The organism is Bradyrhizobium vignae (genome assembly GCF_004114425.1).
Classification (GTDB): Bacteria; Pseudomonadota; Alphaproteobacteria; order Rhizobiales; family Xanthobacteraceae; genus Bradyrhizobium; species Bradyrhizobium vignae.
The window spans coordinates 42,825-58,742 of the sequence record NZ_RDQF01000008.1; the positions used below are offsets into that span (position 1 = coordinate 42,825).

A 15,918-nucleotide genomic window follows, 5' to 3' on the forward strand; every position below is an offset into this window, starting at 1 on the left:
TCATGTAGCAGCGGTCCTGACAGTGCCCACTCTCGATAAAGTCACCGTGGATCTCATGGTCGTCCTCGGGACGACCACCATGCCGATCCATCAAGTATTACGTCTTTCCCGCGGCGCCATCATCGAGCTGGATGCAACAGAGGCCGACGAGGTCAAGGTGCTCGCCAATAATCTGCCGGTCGCCTCCGGCGTCGTGCTGGTCGACCGCAACCGCATCGCGGTCGAGGTCAAGCAGATGCTGCCGCGCTCGCCGGGGACCAGGTAGGGCCCCGGGGGCACGCGGGAGCGGCCGATCTCCTGGGGAGGGCGGCGTTTTTCCTGCCAAGCTTGTGGAATTCAGGGCTTTTGTAGGCTTGTATCCCCATGATGGATTTGTTAGATCGGCGCCGCTGATCCGGCCGGCCTCAAAACCTCAAGCCGGCATCCCTTAGCGCTCGTGGCGGAACTGGTAGACGCGCTGCCTTGAGGTGGCAGTGGGTAACACCGTGGGGGTTCGAGTCCCTCCGAGCGCACCAAGGGCATAAGCCTCTGTTTTACAAAAGATTTCGCGGCTTCTCTTCCCAGTCTATTGCTCCAGACCGCGAATAGAATCGCATTTGGGCGCATCCCCGCTTCTTGATCCTGCATATCTCGATCGCGCGTTAGTCCCTTTGCCTGGTCGTGTCTTCGGTGGACCAACTGCGCGCCGGGAAAATCACGATTTGCGCGTGAGGCAGTGGCCTCGCCAACCCTAGACATCGGCCGGCTCTCATCGCGGACAACTCACCGGACCCGAACTCGCAACGTGCGGCTGTGATTTTGCGAACGGATGCGCGCAGAGCAACGCCATCACGGTCTCCGCGGTGGGGGGCGCCGCGCCAACGGGTCGGCGGGATTCGCATCCTGACCTGGGCGCGGCGAACGGCACATGCGGCCTCGCAAGATCGCGGGGACTGTGCACGGCTGCTGCTCGATCGCGGCCCGGACGTTTGCACCCGCCACTATAGCGACAACGTCTATCCTCTGCGTTCGCCCAATGTGGTGACGCGCTCGGAAGGCGCGCCTCCGAAAAGCGCTAAAGCGCGCCGTTGCTGGACGATGAGCTGAGCGGTGCAGCCGGCGTGTGCGGCATCCTCTTCGCAGACGGTCGCATCAAAGCGCGCGCGATGATCAGTCTCGACCGATTGCAAGGCTGCTTCGCGGAGGAGATTGCCGCCAATGCGTCTTTCAAGCCGGGATAAGTTGGCATCGTGATTTCTGTGCGGGCCGTAATCATCCGGTTTTGACACGGATTAACCTCATGTGGTGAAAGCTCGATACACTTCTCTCGGTTGCGACGACGAGTTTGCGACGCGACGAAATCCGATGCCGGCAAATGACAGCGGATTGACTGGCGCCTCAGACGCAGACTTCGCGGAAATGCTGGGCGAGCGGCGGCGATTGGTTTGCTTCGCCGGGGCAGGCGCAGCGACCAAAGCCTATTGGAGGTTCAGTCGTGGTCCGCTTGCATGTCGAACGCTTCATTCGTAGCCGAACCGTCAGGCGATCCCTGGCGCTCGGCATCATCGCTCTGAGCGGATGGGCCCTGCTGCCGTATGTGACCTACCGAATCGCTCCCTCCGCCTTCGTCAACGCCGAGCTCATGCGAGTGACTGCACCGATCGCGGGTCAGCTCGCGCCTGATCTTCCACGCAAAGGTGAATATTTCCAGCGCGCCCGGGTGGTGTCGCTGGTCGAGGCGCGTTCGCCGGATCGTCGGCACCTCATGGACCTCGATCAGCAGCTTGCCGTGTCCACCAAACGCGCCGAGCTCGCACGTCGGCAACTTGAGGAAATCGCCGAGCTCGATCGCAAGCTCGGCGAGCGCAGTGAGGACTATCGTTTGGGGGCGATGGCGCGCCTCAGTCACGAGATCGGAGAAACGGAGGCTGAAAGAGGTGGCTGTCTCGCCGAGGCGCGGCAGCGGAACGATGTCGCGGGCCGGATGGAGAGGCTCGTTAAGCTCGGCATCAGCTCACAGATCCGTTCGGCCGAGGCCCAAGCGTCTCAGGAAGCAACTGCAACGCGGTGTCAGATGGCCGATGAGCGCCTGCAGCGCTTCAAGACCGAGTTGGCGGCGGCCGAGAAGGGCATTTATCTTCGCAGCGATGCCAATGACGTGCCTTATTCTCAGCAGCAGCGCGAGCGGCTTGTTCTCCGCCGCCAGGAGCTCGAGACGGACCTGCTGCAAAACAGCTCGCGTTCCGCGCAGCTGGCCGCTGAAATCGCAGAGGAGCGCGCTCGACTTGATCGCCTTCAACACTACGATCTATCGTTGCCCGCAGCCCATGTGGTCTGGTCGGTCGCGGCCAGTCCAGGCTCGATGGTCACGGAAGGGCAATCGGTCTTTGATTTTGCAGATTGCGAGCGCCGCTTCATCGTCGTTGAACTGCCCGAGCGCGATTTCGAGAAGATCAAGGCCGGAGATGCGGCGGCTGTCCGCCTGATCGGGAGTCGGGATTGGAAGACCGGCCAGGTCCGGCAAGTTCGCGGCTCGGCGGCATACGCCGATGATCGACTGCTCGCGGCTCGGGTGCAGCGGCCGGATCCCGGCAATATTACCGTCGAGATCTCGTTGCCGCCCAACGAGACGGCGGCCGACCACAACGGCTCCTGCGATATCGGACGATTGGCCGAAGTTCGCTTCGAGCGCAGAGCCGATGGCCTGAAGCTGAAATGGCTGACTGCTCGGCTGGACCTCGACCAATCATCCCTGTGAGCGAGAACTGCCGTGCAGGCCATGATTCTGCCTCTCTCTCAGCTGTTCGCGCCAATGCTGGGCGTCTTTGCGGCGATGTACCTGTTGGCGCCGACCTTTGCGGTCGCGCGCCCATGGGCGCGTATAGCGGTCTTCATCGCGGTATGGCTCGTCGTTGCCCGCTATCTCGAATGGCGTGTCTTCACAACGGTGCTGCCGGCAAGCGGGAGCTGGTATCAGGTCGGCTGGATCTGGTTCTGTCTCTTCGTTGAGCTCCTGACCTTCACGGATCAGTTTATTCTCTACCTGACCTTCCTACGCAGGACCGATCGACGCAGCGAGGCAGATCAGCACGAACGCCGGCTTCGCGGCCTGCTGCAGGATGAACTGCCCTCGGTCGACGTCTTCATTCCCACCTATGACGAGCCGCTCGATGTGTTGGAAAAGACCATCACGGGCGCACTATGTCTGGACTATCCCAACTTCCAGGTCTGGGTCCTGGATGACGGTCGCAGGCCCTGGCTCAAGGAACTCTGCGAACGCAAGGGGGCCGGTTATCTCACTCGTTCCGACAATTTGAATGCGAAGGCCGGTAATATCAATCATGCGCTGACGATGACGCATGGCGATTTCTTTGCGATCTTTGACGCGGACTTCGTGCCGCAGCGCAATTTCCTGATGCGCACAATGGGCTTCTTCGCCGATCCAAAGATCGCAATCGTTCAGAGCCCGCACGCCTTCTACAACGAGGACCCGATGCAGGCGAATCTCGGTCTGCACCGGCGACTGCCGGACGAACAACGATTCTTCTTCGATTGCATCATGCCTGCGCGCGACGGCTGGGATGGTGCCTTCTGTTGTGGGTCCAACTCCGTCACCCGTCGTGCAGCCCTCCGTACGGTCGGCGATTGCTTGCCGACCCAGTCCATCACCGAAGACATCCTGCTGACGCTGGTCCTGCTGCGCAAAGGGTACGTCACCCGTTATCTTTGCGAACCGCTGGCAATTGGCCTTGCGCCGGAAAGCCTTGGCGCGTTTTTCGTGCAACGGCAACGCTGGGCGCGCGGCGCGATCCAGACCCTGTATCTCGCCGCCGGGCCGCTCGGCCCCGGACTGAGCCTGATGCATCGGCTCCTCTTCTTTCCGACTCATTGGCTCTCACTGGGCTTGCGGGCGCTCATGGTCGTGGTGGTTCCGATCGTCTTCATGTGGACTGGCCTTGCGCCTGTCGTCGAGGTCACCCCTGAATCGGTCTTCTATTACTTGTTTCCCGCGATCCTGGCGCTCAACGGCGGTATTTCCTGGTTCGCGCCCCACGCGCACTTTCCGCTCGCTGCTCAGGTGTCGGCGACTATCCAGAGCTTCAAGATTCTGCCGACTGTACTCGGGACACTCGTCAAGCCGAAAGGGCATGCATTCAGGGTGACGCCGAAGGGAGCCGCCGCGCGCCGCACGACTTATGCTGCAGATATCTTCTGGCTATCGGCGGCCCTGATGGCGTTGACGGTTGTCGGCCTCGTTCTGAACACCATCCCGGAATGGCGGATCATCGATCATCCTGCCGCTTTACCGATGGTCGCCTTCTGGTCCGTCGTGAACATCGTCGTGCTCTTCTTCGTCTGCATGACCTCGCTACAGGCGCGGATGGGGCGTTCCGAGGAGCGCTTCGAAGTCGACGAACCGGTCGTGATCCATACCGACGCTGGCGAGCTGCTTTCCGGGCGCATCAGCAACATCTCCCTTTCCGGCGCGGGCGTCTTGCTCGATTCCGGTCTCGAGTGCCCGCGCAACGGAGAACCGCTGCGCGTACACATCATGCAGGTGGGCTGGATCGAGGCGACGAGCGTGCAGCAACGAGATCACTTCGTCGGACTGCAGTTCAGGTTGCCACAGTCGCTTGAACGAGACCTGTTGATTCGCAAGCTCTTCACCGTTGGCCGCCTGAAAGAGACCAGCGCTGTTGCTTGGTCGGTGAACACGACGATGCTCAAGAGCATCTGGTCAATGGCCGCGCCGTTGCCCCGGATTGAGACAAGTGGCGCAGCGTCTTCGTCGGCTGAGCGTCTGCCGGCCGAGAACCTCGTCATCCGGCCTCAACCGCGGATCGGCGATCTGGCACATCTCGCTGGAGTTCGAAACCTGCATCCGACAGGTTTCACCAGAACCTGGCCTTAGCCGGTCGGCGGCGATGCGGTCAGCCGCCTTCTACGTTCTGCCACAAACCTCAACCGAAAATGGGCAAACCCGTCATAGCCCGACTCGTCTTGGGTTTCAGGAGTGGAGGGAATATCTCTTGGCCGATCACCGCCGCGATGTTCGCCAAGGGCGTCTGACGTTCTGGGCATCCGTATTTGTGGCGGTCGCCTGCGCGGCGATTGTCGCACTCAGTGGCTGGCGGGAGTGGTCCTCGCGACAAGCGACGCTAAAGAACTCCGAAACGGACATGGCCAATCTGGCCCGATCGCTGACGCAACACGCGGACGACACCTTCGAGCTCACGGACACCGTTCTCAATGTTCTGGTTGGCCAGCTCGAACTCGAGGGAACCGGTCCTGCGGCAATTGCCAAGATTCAGGCCTTTCTTTCCCGGCGCAAGGCAGCGAATCGAATTCGGGCGGTGTTCATCTATGACGAGACCGGACGCTGGCTCGCAACCAGCGAGCCTCTGGACTTCGCCGGTCTCAACAACAGCGATAGGGAGTATTTCCAGCATCATCGCGCCGTGGATGACCGGAGAACCTTCATTGGACATCCGGTGAAGAGCCGATCGGGCGGGCAATGGATCATCACCGCGTCAAGGCGCTTCAATCACCCCGACGGCAGTTTTGCGGGGGTCGCCCTTACGACGATCGACGTTGACTTTTTTCTGCAGTTTTATGCCGGATTCGACGTCGGCCCGAATGGTTCGATCGCGCTGGCTGCTGCTGATGGCATTGTGCTCGCACGCAGCCCCGACAACGGATACACGGGCCGCGATCTGTCTGGTGCACCGCTGTTCAGGAACCTCCACGAGCGGCCGGCTGCGGGCGCCTACTACTTCACCTCGCCTCTCGACGGGGTTCGGCGCCTGAGCTTTTATCAACGGAGCACCCGCTACCCTGTTCTCGTGGTTGCCACGGAATCCGAAGAGGACGTCTTGGCTCCCTGGCGCAGATCCGCTCTGGGGCGCATGGCTGCAGTCCTGGGACTGACAGGAGGGCTGGCGGTTGCAGGGCTCCTGCTGGTGCATCAATTGCACCAGCGGCAAAAGATGGCCGCAGCCCTGGTCGCCAAGGAGGCAGATTTTCGCCTCCTTGCAGAGGAGTCGGGTGATATGGTGATGCGCATCGCGATCGACAGGCGGATCCTCTATGCGTCGCCATCCAGCGCTCGGGTTCTTGGCTGGGCTCCGAATGAGTTGGTGAACACGTCAATTCTCGCCGGGATCAATCCCGCGGACTTGGCACGTGTTGAGCAAACGATCTCCGCGCTGATGAAGGGCGAAGCCGAAGAGGCGAGAATTGCATATCGCACCCGTCATCGCGAGAGAAGTGAGGTCTGGATCGAAACTGCGCTGCGCGTCACCAGGAATCAGCAGAGTGCAGACATCGACGGCGTAGTGGCGATCTCGCGCGACATGACCGAGCATAAGGACCTGGAGGATAAGCTGTCGGCTCTCGCGACTTCGGATGGCCTGACGGCGTTGGCAAATCGCAGGCACTTCGACGAGCGGCTGACGGCGGAATGGGATCGGGCCAGGCGCGACGGAACGCCTTTATCGCTATTGCTGATCGACGTCGATCATTTCAAGAGCTTCAACGATCAGTACGGCCATCAAGCCGGCGACGCGTGTCTTCGCTCGATCGCCAGGGTCCTGGGCGAGTACGCCAGACGCCCGGCAGATCTGGCGGCGCGTTATGGTGGCGAGGAATTCGCCTTGCTGTTACCGAACACCGATGCAGGCGGTTGCCAGCAGGTCGGCGAGCAAATTCGGCAAGCGATCCACGAACTCGGCATCCTCCACGCGCTCAACCCGCCGTCCAAGCAAGTCACTGTGAGCATTGGCGGCGCAACACATGTGGCGCTGACCGACAGGGCGGATTGCGCGTCATTAATAGCGGCTGCGGATAAGGCGCTTTACGCCGCCAAGGACAGCGGGCGCAACGGCCTTGTGATGTCAGGGCAAATCATCGCGTGGCCCGGCTCGATACGGGCTTGAATGGCAACTCAGCCCAAGTCTCCTGGTTGCCCAAGTCTCCTGGTCGCCCAAGTCTCCTGGTCCAGGCCTTTTCCAGCGGACGTTGGCTACTACTCCGGATTTATAGGTGGACGCTGCCGCGGCTCGCGTGGGAGCTGGTCCAAGGTCACGCTCAATATACTTTGCTTTCCGGCGCGAACCATCGCGAGCTGAGCTGAGGAGCCGGGTGCCATAGCGTGGATCTTCTTTGTCAATTCGGAGGCGCTCCTGACCGCATCTCCTTCTACCTTCGTGATGACGTCGCCGCTTCGCAAGCCGGCCTTCGCCGCGGAACCATTGGTTTGAACGTTTGTCACGATCGCACCGTGAAGATCGTCGGCACCGAGGCTGTCGGAGATCTCGGGGGTCACTGATTGGACTTCGACCCCTATCGACCCGCGTGTTACGGTACCCTTCTCCTTCAGTTGGGGTATCACGCTCCTGACCGTTTCGGCTGGGATGGCAAATGCAACGCCCGCCCAGCCACCCGATAGAGAAAGGATCATACTGTTCACGCCAATGACATCGCCGTTGGTGTCGAGAGTTGGCCCGCCCGAATCGCCGCTGTTGATCGGTGCGTCAATCTGAAGGAAGCCGTCGGTCGGACCATTCTCGATTTCGCGTTCGCGGGCCGAGACGATGCCCGCCGTGACTGTTCCACCAAGCCCGAATGGATTGCCCGCGGTGAGCACCCAGTCACCGACGCGTGGTGATTGTTCCGCCACCTTCACGTAGCCAAAGTCGGTGCGGCCGTCGACCTTGATGAGGGCCAGATCACTGAGCGGGTCCCTCCCGATCACCTTTGCCGAGTAGGTTTTCTTGTCGGTCGTGCGGATCTCGGCAGTACCGTTGTCCTTGACGACATGGCTGTTGGTCACGGCGTAGCCGTCCGGAGAGATGAAGAAGCCCGATCCGATTGCAATCGTTTCGCGTACGTTCGGGTCTTTTTCGGAGGGTTTCGAGGCCTGCGCGTCGGGGGTATCTTCATCTGGCATATCGCTGAACGGCAGATCTGGCACAATTTGCTCAGGTTCGGCAGATTTCGAGATGACACCAATGACCGCCGGCTGAACTCTCTCAGCGATCTCAGCGAAAGTATTGGGCGCTCCATCCGACTTCGGCTCGGCAGGCGCGGTACTAACCGTCAGGGCCGCTAGTGCGACCATGCTGATCGCAGATGTTCGAAGGTGGGCGTGAATCAGTTTTCGTAACGCCAAGTCCATTTTCATAGCTCTTCCGTTGTCTGGCTCTCTGCTTCGATCGCCGGCTGTCGTGTCTTGCAAAGCTGTGCTCTCAAGGAGATGGTGCGCCTTGGCTCGCCGAAATCGCCTACTGAGTACATTGCGGCTGCGGCAGCTTGTTAGTTGCTCCGCATGTGGCGACCTTCCTTCTTGGTCGCCTCTGAAATGCCTCGCAGGGCATCCTGGCCTCGCAACGACCGAGATCGGTAAGCGCCACCTTCCGCCCAACGACAAGCTGAGCCAAAGGTTTCTTCTATCGTCCGCGAACAGTCCGTTCCTGGTTGGACCGGGCGGAGCCCACGCGCCGCCAGGAAAGTTCACGCCGAACTCCGCCATCTGCATTTGCCGACCGTGAAGGCCCAGCAGAGCCGCCCCCTCCGCCAAAGGACCCCTATCCGGCGGAGAAGGCGAGGGGCGGAGAGATCATTCTTCGCACGCCAGCGAGAAGAGCAATCTTCCTGGCGGGGCTCATCGGCGCCGTGATTCTGGCGATACTCTCTCTCGTACTGGCCCGGTAGGTGGCAAGCGCTTGATCGAGCCCGCATTCGGCGACGCTCGCGTCGGAGATGCGGCAACTAAGCGCTTCCTGTGGCCTTCGAGCGGCGCAGGAGCTCAGTGACTTCCTGATCCGAGGTTTGGCCGAAATCCCTGTAATGCATGCCCACCGCAAAGAACGGATCGGGGCTGACGAGACAGATGATCTCGTCCACCTCCGCACTGAGATCGGCAAGCGAGTCGCGGGGAGCCAGCGGCACTGCAAGTACGAGATGGCCGGGCTTCGACCTTGCCAGCGCCCTGAGCGCGGCTTTCACCGTTCCGCCCGTCGCGATCCCGTCGTCGACGACGATCGTGGTGCGCCCGGCAATCTCCGGCGGCGGTTCGCCGTCGCGGTAAAGCTGCCGGCGGCGTTCGATTTCGGCGAGCTGGCGGGCGGTCTCGGCCTCTAAGTAGGCCGTGCTCGGCTGGATCTCGCGCAGGATCTCCTCATTGAGCACGACCTGCGGATGAGCGCCATCGACGACCGCGCCGAGCCCGAGTTCCTCGTGTCCCGGCGCCCCGATCTTGCGCACCAGCACGACGTCCAGTTGGGCGTGCAGCGCTCGCGCAATCTCGAACGCGACGGGCACGCCACCGCGCGGCAGGGCAAGCACGATCGCGCCGCTGTCTCTGAACTTCGTCAGCGCCGAGGCCAGCCGGCGGCCGGCGTCTCGCCGGTCGGCAAAAACCAAATGATCATCCGTTACGGCGTCCGAGCGCCGCGAAGGCAGAAACCGGCGGAACCAGCGGATGGCGTGTTGCGTCACCTGTTCGAGCGCACCAGGCTCTTCGAACAGGTGCGTCGCCTCCGGCACGATCACGAGGTCCTTTGCGCAGGACAGCTCCGCAAAGGCTGAACGGTTGAGCGGGATCACCGGCAGATCGGCGCCGCCGACGATCAACAGGGTCGGCGCGGTGACGGCGTGCAGCGCCTCGCCAGCCAGGTCCGGGCGGCCGCCGCGCGAAACCACCGCCGCGACGTCCGGTCGGCCGGCAGCCGCGACCAGCGCAGCCGCAGCACCCGTGCTCGCGCCGAAATAGCCGATCGGAAGCGCTGCGAGCTCCGGCCTGTCGCGGGTCCAGTCCGCGGCCTCCGTGAGTCGCGATGCCAATAGCGGGATGTCGAACACGTGGCCTCGATCGCGCTCCTCCTCCGGGCTGAGCAGATCGAGCAGCAGCGTGGCGAAGCCCGCTTCACGCAGCGCCGCAGCGACCTGGTTGTTGCGCGGACTGAGGCGGCCACTGCCGCTGCCGTGGGCAAAAATCACGATGGCGATCGCGCCTTGCGGCAGGCCCAAAATGCCGGCGAGACGGTGCGGACCGACAACCACTTCGCCGAGCTCGTCGCGCGCGCTTGCCATGATCAAAACCCGAAGGGATACGTTTCTGCGGCGCCCGATGCGGCCCGTGTCGCAAGCGCCGTCACTGCATTGGTTTCCTCGAACCAGACGAAGGCATCGAACTGATCGGGTAGCACCGCCTCGAAATAGTGGCTGAGGCGCTCCGTCTCGGGCCGGTAGACGACGCCAATGGCGCGCTCGAGCCTGGGGCCGGTCAGTCGGTCGCGCAGCTCGCCCCGGCCGGGGGGCCGAAAGTCGGTCAGCGAACGCGCCAGACCCGTGCGGTGGAACAGGTACTCATAGCTGTCTTCGCGCGCGGGCCGAACCGACTTGATCTCCATCTCGCCGCCCCAATCGGTCGCCGCAGCCACCGTACCGCGATCGGTGCCGAAGCCGATCAGCGCGGCCTCGTCGCCATAGCTGTTGCGCGCGAGCTCGCCGATGTTGAATTCGCCGGCCCAGCCCATCGAAGTTGCCGCGGCGTTGCCGATGTGCGAGTTGTGAGCCCAGACTACGGCCTTGGCCTGCGGCCCCCGTTGCTGCATCAGATATTGCAGCGTGTCGAACATATGACGGTCGCGCAGGTTCCATGACTCGGTAGAACCGCGATACATGATGCGATAGTACTGCTCGGCCGCGCGCACGATCCGCGCATTCTGTGCGGCGTTGAAGAACGCCTCGCCATCGCGTTCGGCATAGGAGAGGCGCTGCGCCAATAGCTCGCGCAATTGCGCGACCACCTCGTCCTCACATGTGTCTCGTCCGAACATGACGGCATGACCGTACCCGGCGGGGTCGGCCTGCCAAGGCGTGAGGCAGGAATAGCGTTCGCGCGCCGCGCGGGCGCGCTCCGGGTCGACGCGCTCAAGATAGGCGATGACGGCGGCAATGGAGCTCCTCAGGCTGTAGACGTCGAGTCCCCGGAACTGGACCTTCCGCTCCGCGCGGCAGGCATCGTTGTGGATGCGCAGGTAGTCCACGAACTGCTTCACCTCGATGTTGCGCCACATCCAGGTCGGAAAGCGTTCGAACGGCCGCTCCAGCGGCTGTTCGGACGGCAGTTGCCGCACGAGATGATCGATCGTCGTGGCATCCGGCCAATCGGCCTCGACCGCGACGATGTTGAAACCGTGATGCTCGATCAACTGCCGGGTGATGCTGGCACGTGCGCGATAGAACTCGGATGTGCCGTGCGTAGATTCGCCGAGCATTACGATTTTGGCCTCGCCGAACCGGTCGAAGAACGAGGAGAAGTCGTCCCGTTCGGCGGCCGGCAGATGCTCGCCCGCTTCGCGCAGGAGATCGATCAACTCGCGATTGGTCCTTTCGCGAATCTGCACGGCAGCCGGTGAAAGGGTCATACCAGGTTCCCCTGGATGGTTGTGCGCGCTTCTCCGGGATGCGCACGCGCACACGAGCTTCAGGGATTATCCCAGGCGCGCGCTGCGCAGGAAGCGCCGATCAGCGCTACTCCCGAACCAACTCGAGCGCCGGTCCGACGTTCCTCGCCCGGTGAATGTCGCGTAGCGACCCCGATCCCTGATGGAGCCATGCCGGAGCTCCAAGCGGCGGGCTGGGATGAAAGGGGTGATCACCAGGCTGCCGTCATCGCGCTCAATGTGGTCGATCGTGGCCGGTTTCGAGAAGTGGCGGAGACTCCGCGATCGCGATCCGGTCCGTCATGAGGCCGTTAGACCAAGGAGGAGATCGAGGAGATGCCGAGCCCGGACCTGAACGGCGTCGCAATCCGGCTCGACGCGGCGCGGTCAGGGCCGCTCCGCGGCGGTGAGCGAAGACACCCGCGTTGGATGGCTGAAGATCTCGAACTCGTTTCCCCGCGCGATACCGACAAGCGTGATGCCACTGGCCTCGGCCGTTCGGACTGCAAGCGCGGTTGGCGCTGACATGCCGACGACGATTCCGGCGCCGATAGCTGCCGTTTTTTGCACCATCTCGACGGATATCCGGCTGGTGAGGATCACGGCGCCCGTGCATCCGGATCTCCCTTCCATGGCCAGAGCGCCCGCAAGTTTGTCGAGCGCGTTGTGGCGGCCCACATCCTCGCGGACCAGCATGGCTCCTCTGTCGGGCTCGAAAAAACCCGCGGCATGGGTGGCATGAGTCCTGTGATTGAGGACTTGCGTGTCGCTGAGCGCCGCGATCGCAGTGCCGATCTGTTCGGAGGTGAGGCACACCCAGTGCTCGACGGGCTGAACGATCCGGCCCGCTTCCCGCAGGCTGTCGATGCCGCACAGCCCGCACCCGGTTGGGCCGACGAGCCGCCGCCGTCGTTCCTTCAGCCGGCGCCCCGCGTCCGGTCGCAGCCACAGACGCAGCTCGATTCCGTCGGGACCGGAAACGACACTGAGTTCCGCGATCTCGCCGATGTCGCAAATGATCCCTTCGGTCAGACTGAACCCCTGGGCCAGGTCGGTCAGGTCGGTGGGAGTGGCCATCAGGACCGCGACGGTCGTGCCGTCGTAGACGAGTGCCACCGGACATTCCTCTGCCACGATACGCGCATCATGCATGCCACTCGACGTGAGCCGCTGCATTGTGACCGAGGCCGTGGGTGTCGATGCGCGATCGCGTGCGCCAGATTGAGAGCCGTGCATGGATACTCGTCCTGTGTCGGGTCATGACGCGCGAGCCCGCGCAAGGTTCCGGGCGCTTAGGAACCTGCAATGGTGTCTCGGGTTTGAGTGCGGGGCCTGCAATCGAAGGAAGCATCATGCGACAGAAGGCGAAGGTCGAGAAGTATGATGCTCCGGCCGGCGGATGGGGCTCGCTCAACGCCCTTGCCCATGTTCTCACGCAGGAAGAGGTTGCGATCCTCGGCAGCGAGATACTGCTCAAGCAGAACAAGCCCGATGGATACATGTGCGTCAGCTGCTCCTGGGCCAAACCGGCCAAGCCGCGTCCGTTCGAGTTCTGCGAGAACGGCGCCAAGGCGACTGCCTGGGAGATCACACGGAAGACAGTGACTCCGGAGTTCTTTGCGCAGCATACGCTGACCGAGCTGCGAACCTGGTCCGATCACCAGCTGGAGGAGCAGGGGCGCCTGACGATGCCGATGCGTTACGACCGGGCCAGCGACAAATACCTGCCGGTCGATTGGGACGAGGCTTTCCGGCACATCGGCACTGAGCTGAACCGGCTCGATCCGCGCTCGGTCGTGATGTACACGTCCGGCCGCGCCTCGCTCGAAGCGAGCTACATGTATCAATTGTTCGGTCGCATGTACGGCACCAACAATTTCCCCGACAGTTCGAACATGTGCCACGAGAGCACGTCGGTGGCACTGCCGGAGGTGATCGGAGTTCCGGTCGGCACCGTTCTGCTGCAGGACTTCGAGGCTACCGATTGCATCTTTTTCTTCGGACACAATACCACCACCAACGCGCCGCGCATGCTGCATCCGCTGCAGGAGGCGGCGCAACGGGGTGTCCCGATCGTGACCTTCAATCCGCTCCGAGAGCGCGGCCTGGAGCGCTTCGTCAATCCGCAAAATCCCGTTCAGATGATCGCGGGTGGCACGCGCATCAGCTCGCAATATTATCAGGTACGGGTCGGCGGTGACGCCGCCGCCATCACCGGGATCTGCAAATGGGTGATCGAGGCGGACGACCTCGCCCGGGCCAATGGGAGTCCGCGCATCGTCGATGCTGCGTTCATTGACCAGCACACGTCCGGCTTCGAGGAATTCGCTGCGTTCTGCCGCACCCAGGGCTGGGAAGAGATCGAGCGGGCCTCGGGACTCTCCCGGATGGCCTTGCGCGAGGCCGCGAACACTTACATGGCTGCCAACGCCGTGATCGCCAATTACGGCATGGGCATCACCCAGCACAAGCACGGGGTCGAGACGACCAAGATGATCGTCAACCTGTTGCTGCTCCGCGGCAATATCGGCAAACCTGGTGCTGGGATCTCGCCGATCCGAGGCCACTCCAATGTCCAGGGCCAGCGCACCGTCGGTATCTCCGAGAAGACCAAACTTGTGCCGCTCGACAAGCTAGCAGAGCTCTACGGGTTCGAGCCGCCGCGATGGGACGGCCTGTCCACCGTCGACTCTTGCGAGGGCATTCTGAAGGGCAGAGTGCGCGGCTTTGTCAGCCTTGGCGGCAATTTCCTGCGTGCCGTGCCCGAGCGATCGTTGATGGAGCCCGCGTGGTCCGACCTGCGCCTGTCGGTGCAGATCGCGACCAAGCTCAACCGCACCCATATTGTGCCCGGCGAGATCACTTATCTCCTGCCGTGTCTCGGCCGGATCGAGATCGACCGGCAGGCAAGTGGTCCGCAGGCCGTGTCGATGGAGGATTCCACCGCCTGTATTCACGGCTCGCGTGGCCAGCGCCGGCCGGTGGCCGAACAGCTCCTGTCGGAGCCGGCTGTCATCGCATCGCTCGCAAAGGCGACATTGAAGGCCAATCCCAAGATCGATTGGGATGCCTGGACCGCCGATTACTCGCGCGTTCGCGATGCCATCGAGCACACGTATCCTGATCAGTTCAAGGACTTCAACACGCGCATGTTCGAGCCTGGCGGCTTTCCGCGGCCGCTGGCGGCTCGCGAGCGGAAGTGGAAGACCCCGAGCGGCAAGGCGAACTTCACCGTTCCGAAGTCGGCCTTCGCGCCGCCGCGCGAAAGCGACGGCATCTATGAGTTGATGACGATGCGCGCCGACGGACAGTTCAACACGACGATCTATACGGAAGACGATCGCTTTCGCGGCATCAAGGGCAGCCGCTATGTCGTGTTCATGAATCCCGCCGACATGGAAAGCGACGGGCTGAAATCCGGAGATACCGTCACGCTGGTGACGGAGGCGGACGACGGGGTCGCGCGCAGCTTGAGCGAGCTCCAGGTCGTCCCCTACGGCATTCCGCGCAGGAGCATTGCGGCTTATTACCCCGAGTGCAACGTGCTCGTTCCGCTCTGGCACTACGCGGAAGGCAGCAAGGTCCCCGCCGCCAAGTCCATCCCGGTACGCCTGTTCAAGGATGTTCCGCCCGAGATCATCGATGCCGGAGAGGCCTCGATTTCGGCGTTGTGAATGGTGGATGAAGCCGCATGTTCAGGGGGCGAGCACGATGAGGGACGGTACGTCGGATGTTGCCGACATCAGCGATGCCGTTCACTTGTGCATCGACATGCAGAACATTTTCGCTCCCGGCGGCCTTTGGGCGACGCCCTGGATGGAGCGCGTCCTGCCGACGATCGTCTCGGTCGTTTCGCGCCGTCCGGCGAGAACGATCTTCACCCGCTTCATCACGCCGCAGGATCCAGAGGATCGCCCGGGGCAGTGGCGGAGCTATTTTCACCGCTGGCACCAAGCGACCCGCAGGCATCTGCCGCCATCCGCTCTCGAGCTCGTGCCGGCCTTGAACCGGTTCGTGCCGCCGGCCGCCGTTATCGATAAGCCGGCCTATTCAGCGTTCAGCAACCCCGGTCTGGCGAGCCTGCTGGTCGAAAAGAACGTCGGTACCGTCGTGATTTCAGGCGCAGAGACGGACGTCTGCGTGCTCTCGACGGTCCTGAGCGCCGTCGATCTCGGCTTCAGGGTCGTCATCGTGGAGGATGCGCTGTGCAGCTCATCCGATGTCGGGCACGATGCGCTCATGACGATGTATCGGACCCGCTTCCACGGCCAGGTCGATCTGGTGACGGCGGAAGAGCTGGCCGAGTTCTGGCGGGAGTAGGTGCGCGAGCTGCAGTCTCCAAGGTGAGTAGTGCGCCTCGGCGCCTCTCGAGGTGCAGGGCTATCGCGTTTGAGAGTGCTTCTGCGGCCATCTTCGAGACGCCCGCTTTATGCGGGCTCCCGACGCGGACTAGCCTCATCCTGAGGAGGCGCGTAAGCGCCGTCTCGAA

11 protein-coding genes and 1 tRNA gene are annotated in these 15,918 nt (G+C 62.6%); 7 read left to right on the forward strand and 5 right to left on the reverse strand.

Annotated elements, in window-relative coordinates; all coding sequences use genetic code 11:
• The first annotated feature begins 22 nt into the window (after positions 1-22).
• Together EAV90_RS09165 and EAV90_RS09170 are read left to right on the forward strand one after the other, a co-directional pair.
• A complete protein-coding gene (locus EAV90_RS09165) occupies positions 23-265 on the forward strand; it encodes a FliM/FliN family flagellar motor switch protein (protein ID WP_018647371.1) in 243 nt (80 codons plus the stop codon).
• A 165-nt stretch (positions 266-430) separates the two neighbouring features.
• Positions 431-515 (forward strand) — tRNA-Leu (locus EAV90_RS09170).
• Between the two features lie 480 nt (positions 516-995).
• Here the strand turns inward: EAV90_RS09170 and EAV90_RS09175 are convergent.
• Complete coding sequence (locus EAV90_RS09175) at positions 996-1,268, reverse strand: hypothetical protein (RefSeq protein WP_129143225.1); 273 nt, start codon at positions 1,266-1,268, stop codon at positions 996-998.
• 206 nt (positions 1,269-1,474) lie between these two features.
• Here EAV90_RS09175 and EAV90_RS09180 point away from each other — a divergent pair, with 206 nt between their 5' ends.
• From EAV90_RS09180 to EAV90_RS09190, 3 genes are all read left to right on the forward strand, one after another.
• Positions 1,475-2,737 (forward strand): HlyD family secretion protein, encoded by a 1,263-nt coding sequence (locus EAV90_RS09180; RefSeq protein WP_245509485.1) that lies wholly within the window; start codon positions 1,475-1,477, stop codon positions 2,735-2,737.
• A 21-nt stretch (positions 2,738-2,758) separates the two neighbouring features.
• Entirely contained in the window at positions 2,759-4,891 is a 2,133-nt protein-coding gene (locus EAV90_RS09185) for a glycosyltransferase (protein ID WP_244608019.1), read from the forward strand.
• 118 nt (positions 4,892-5,009) lie between these two features.
• The gene (locus EAV90_RS09190) at positions 5,010-6,914 is read left to right on the forward strand and encodes a sensor domain-containing diguanylate cyclase (RefSeq protein ID WP_244607975.1); all 1,905 of its coding nucleotides are present in this window, start codon (positions 5,010-5,012) and stop codon (positions 6,912-6,914) included.
• An 89-nt stretch (positions 6,915-7,003) separates the two neighbouring features.
• Here the strand turns inward: EAV90_RS09190 and EAV90_RS09195 are convergent, their stop codons facing one another.
• The 4 genes from EAV90_RS09195 to fdhD all read right to left on the reverse strand — a co-directional run bounded on the left by EAV90_RS09195 (position 7,004) and on the right by fdhD (position 12,605).
• Positions 7,004-8,161 (reverse strand): S1C family serine protease, encoded by a 1,158-nt coding sequence (locus EAV90_RS09195; RefSeq protein WP_160118820.1) that lies wholly within the window; start codon positions 8,159-8,161, stop codon positions 7,004-7,006.
• Between the two features lie 587 nt (positions 8,162-8,748).
• Positions 8,749-10,071, reverse strand: coding sequence for a phosphoribosyltransferase family protein (locus tag EAV90_RS41435; RefSeq protein ID WP_122402795.1), 1,323 nt, complete (start codon positions 10,069-10,071; stop codon positions 8,749-8,751).
• 2 nt (positions 10,072-10,073) lie between these two features.
• Positions 10,074-11,411 (reverse strand): erythromycin esterase family protein, encoded by a 1,338-nt coding sequence (locus EAV90_RS09210; RefSeq protein WP_129143228.1) that lies wholly within the window; start codon positions 11,409-11,411, stop codon positions 10,074-10,076.
• A gap of 405 nt (positions 11,412-11,816) precedes the next feature.
• Complete coding sequence (gene fdhD / locus EAV90_RS09215; RefSeq protein ID WP_208738478.1) at positions 11,817-12,605, reverse strand: formate dehydrogenase accessory sulfurtransferase FdhD; 789 nt, start codon at positions 12,603-12,605, stop codon at positions 11,817-11,819.
• 176 nt (positions 12,606-12,781) lie between these two features.
• Here fdhD and EAV90_RS09220 point away from each other — a divergent pair, with 176 nt between their 5' ends.
• On the forward strand, positions 12,782-15,103 hold the full coding sequence (locus EAV90_RS09220) for an FdhF/YdeP family oxidoreductase (protein ID WP_129143230.1): 2,322 nt from the start codon (positions 12,782-12,784) through the stop codon (positions 15,101-15,103).
• Between the two features lie 37 nt (positions 15,104-15,140).
• Positions 15,141-15,749 (forward strand): cysteine hydrolase family protein, encoded by a 609-nt coding sequence (locus EAV90_RS09225; RefSeq protein WP_122406618.1) that lies wholly within the window; start codon positions 15,141-15,143, stop codon positions 15,747-15,749.
• Positions 15,750-15,918: the final 169 nt, after the last annotated feature.

Bases quoted from the DNA above. Each gene is read 5' to 3' on its own strand.
- EAV90_RS09185 (WP_244608019.1), top strand. From the start codon at position 2,759: ATGATTCTGCCTCTCTCTCAGCTGTTCGCGCCAATGCTGGGCGTCTTT.
- EAV90_RS09195 (WP_160118820.1), bottom strand. From the start codon at position 8,161: ATGAAAATGGACTTGGCGTTACGAAAACTGATTCACGCCCACCTTCGA.
- EAV90_RS41435 (WP_122402795.1), bottom strand. From the start codon at position 10,071: ATGGCAAGCGCGCGCGACGAGCTCGGCGAAGTGGTTGTCGGTCCGCAC.
- EAV90_RS09210 (WP_129143228.1), bottom strand. From the start codon at position 11,411: ATGACCCTTTCACCGGCTGCCGTGCAGATTCGCGAAAGGACCAATCGC.
- fdhD (WP_208738478.1), bottom strand. From the start codon at position 12,605: ATGCAGCGGCTCACGTCGAGTGGCATGCATGATGCGCGTATCGTGGCA.
- EAV90_RS09220 (WP_129143230.1), top strand. From the start codon at position 12,782: ATGCGACAGAAGGCGAAGGTCGAGAAGTATGATGCTCCGGCCGGCGGA.
- EAV90_RS09225 (WP_122406618.1), top strand. From the start codon at position 15,141: ATGAGGGACGGTACGTCGGATGTTGCCGACATCAGCGATGCCGTTCAC.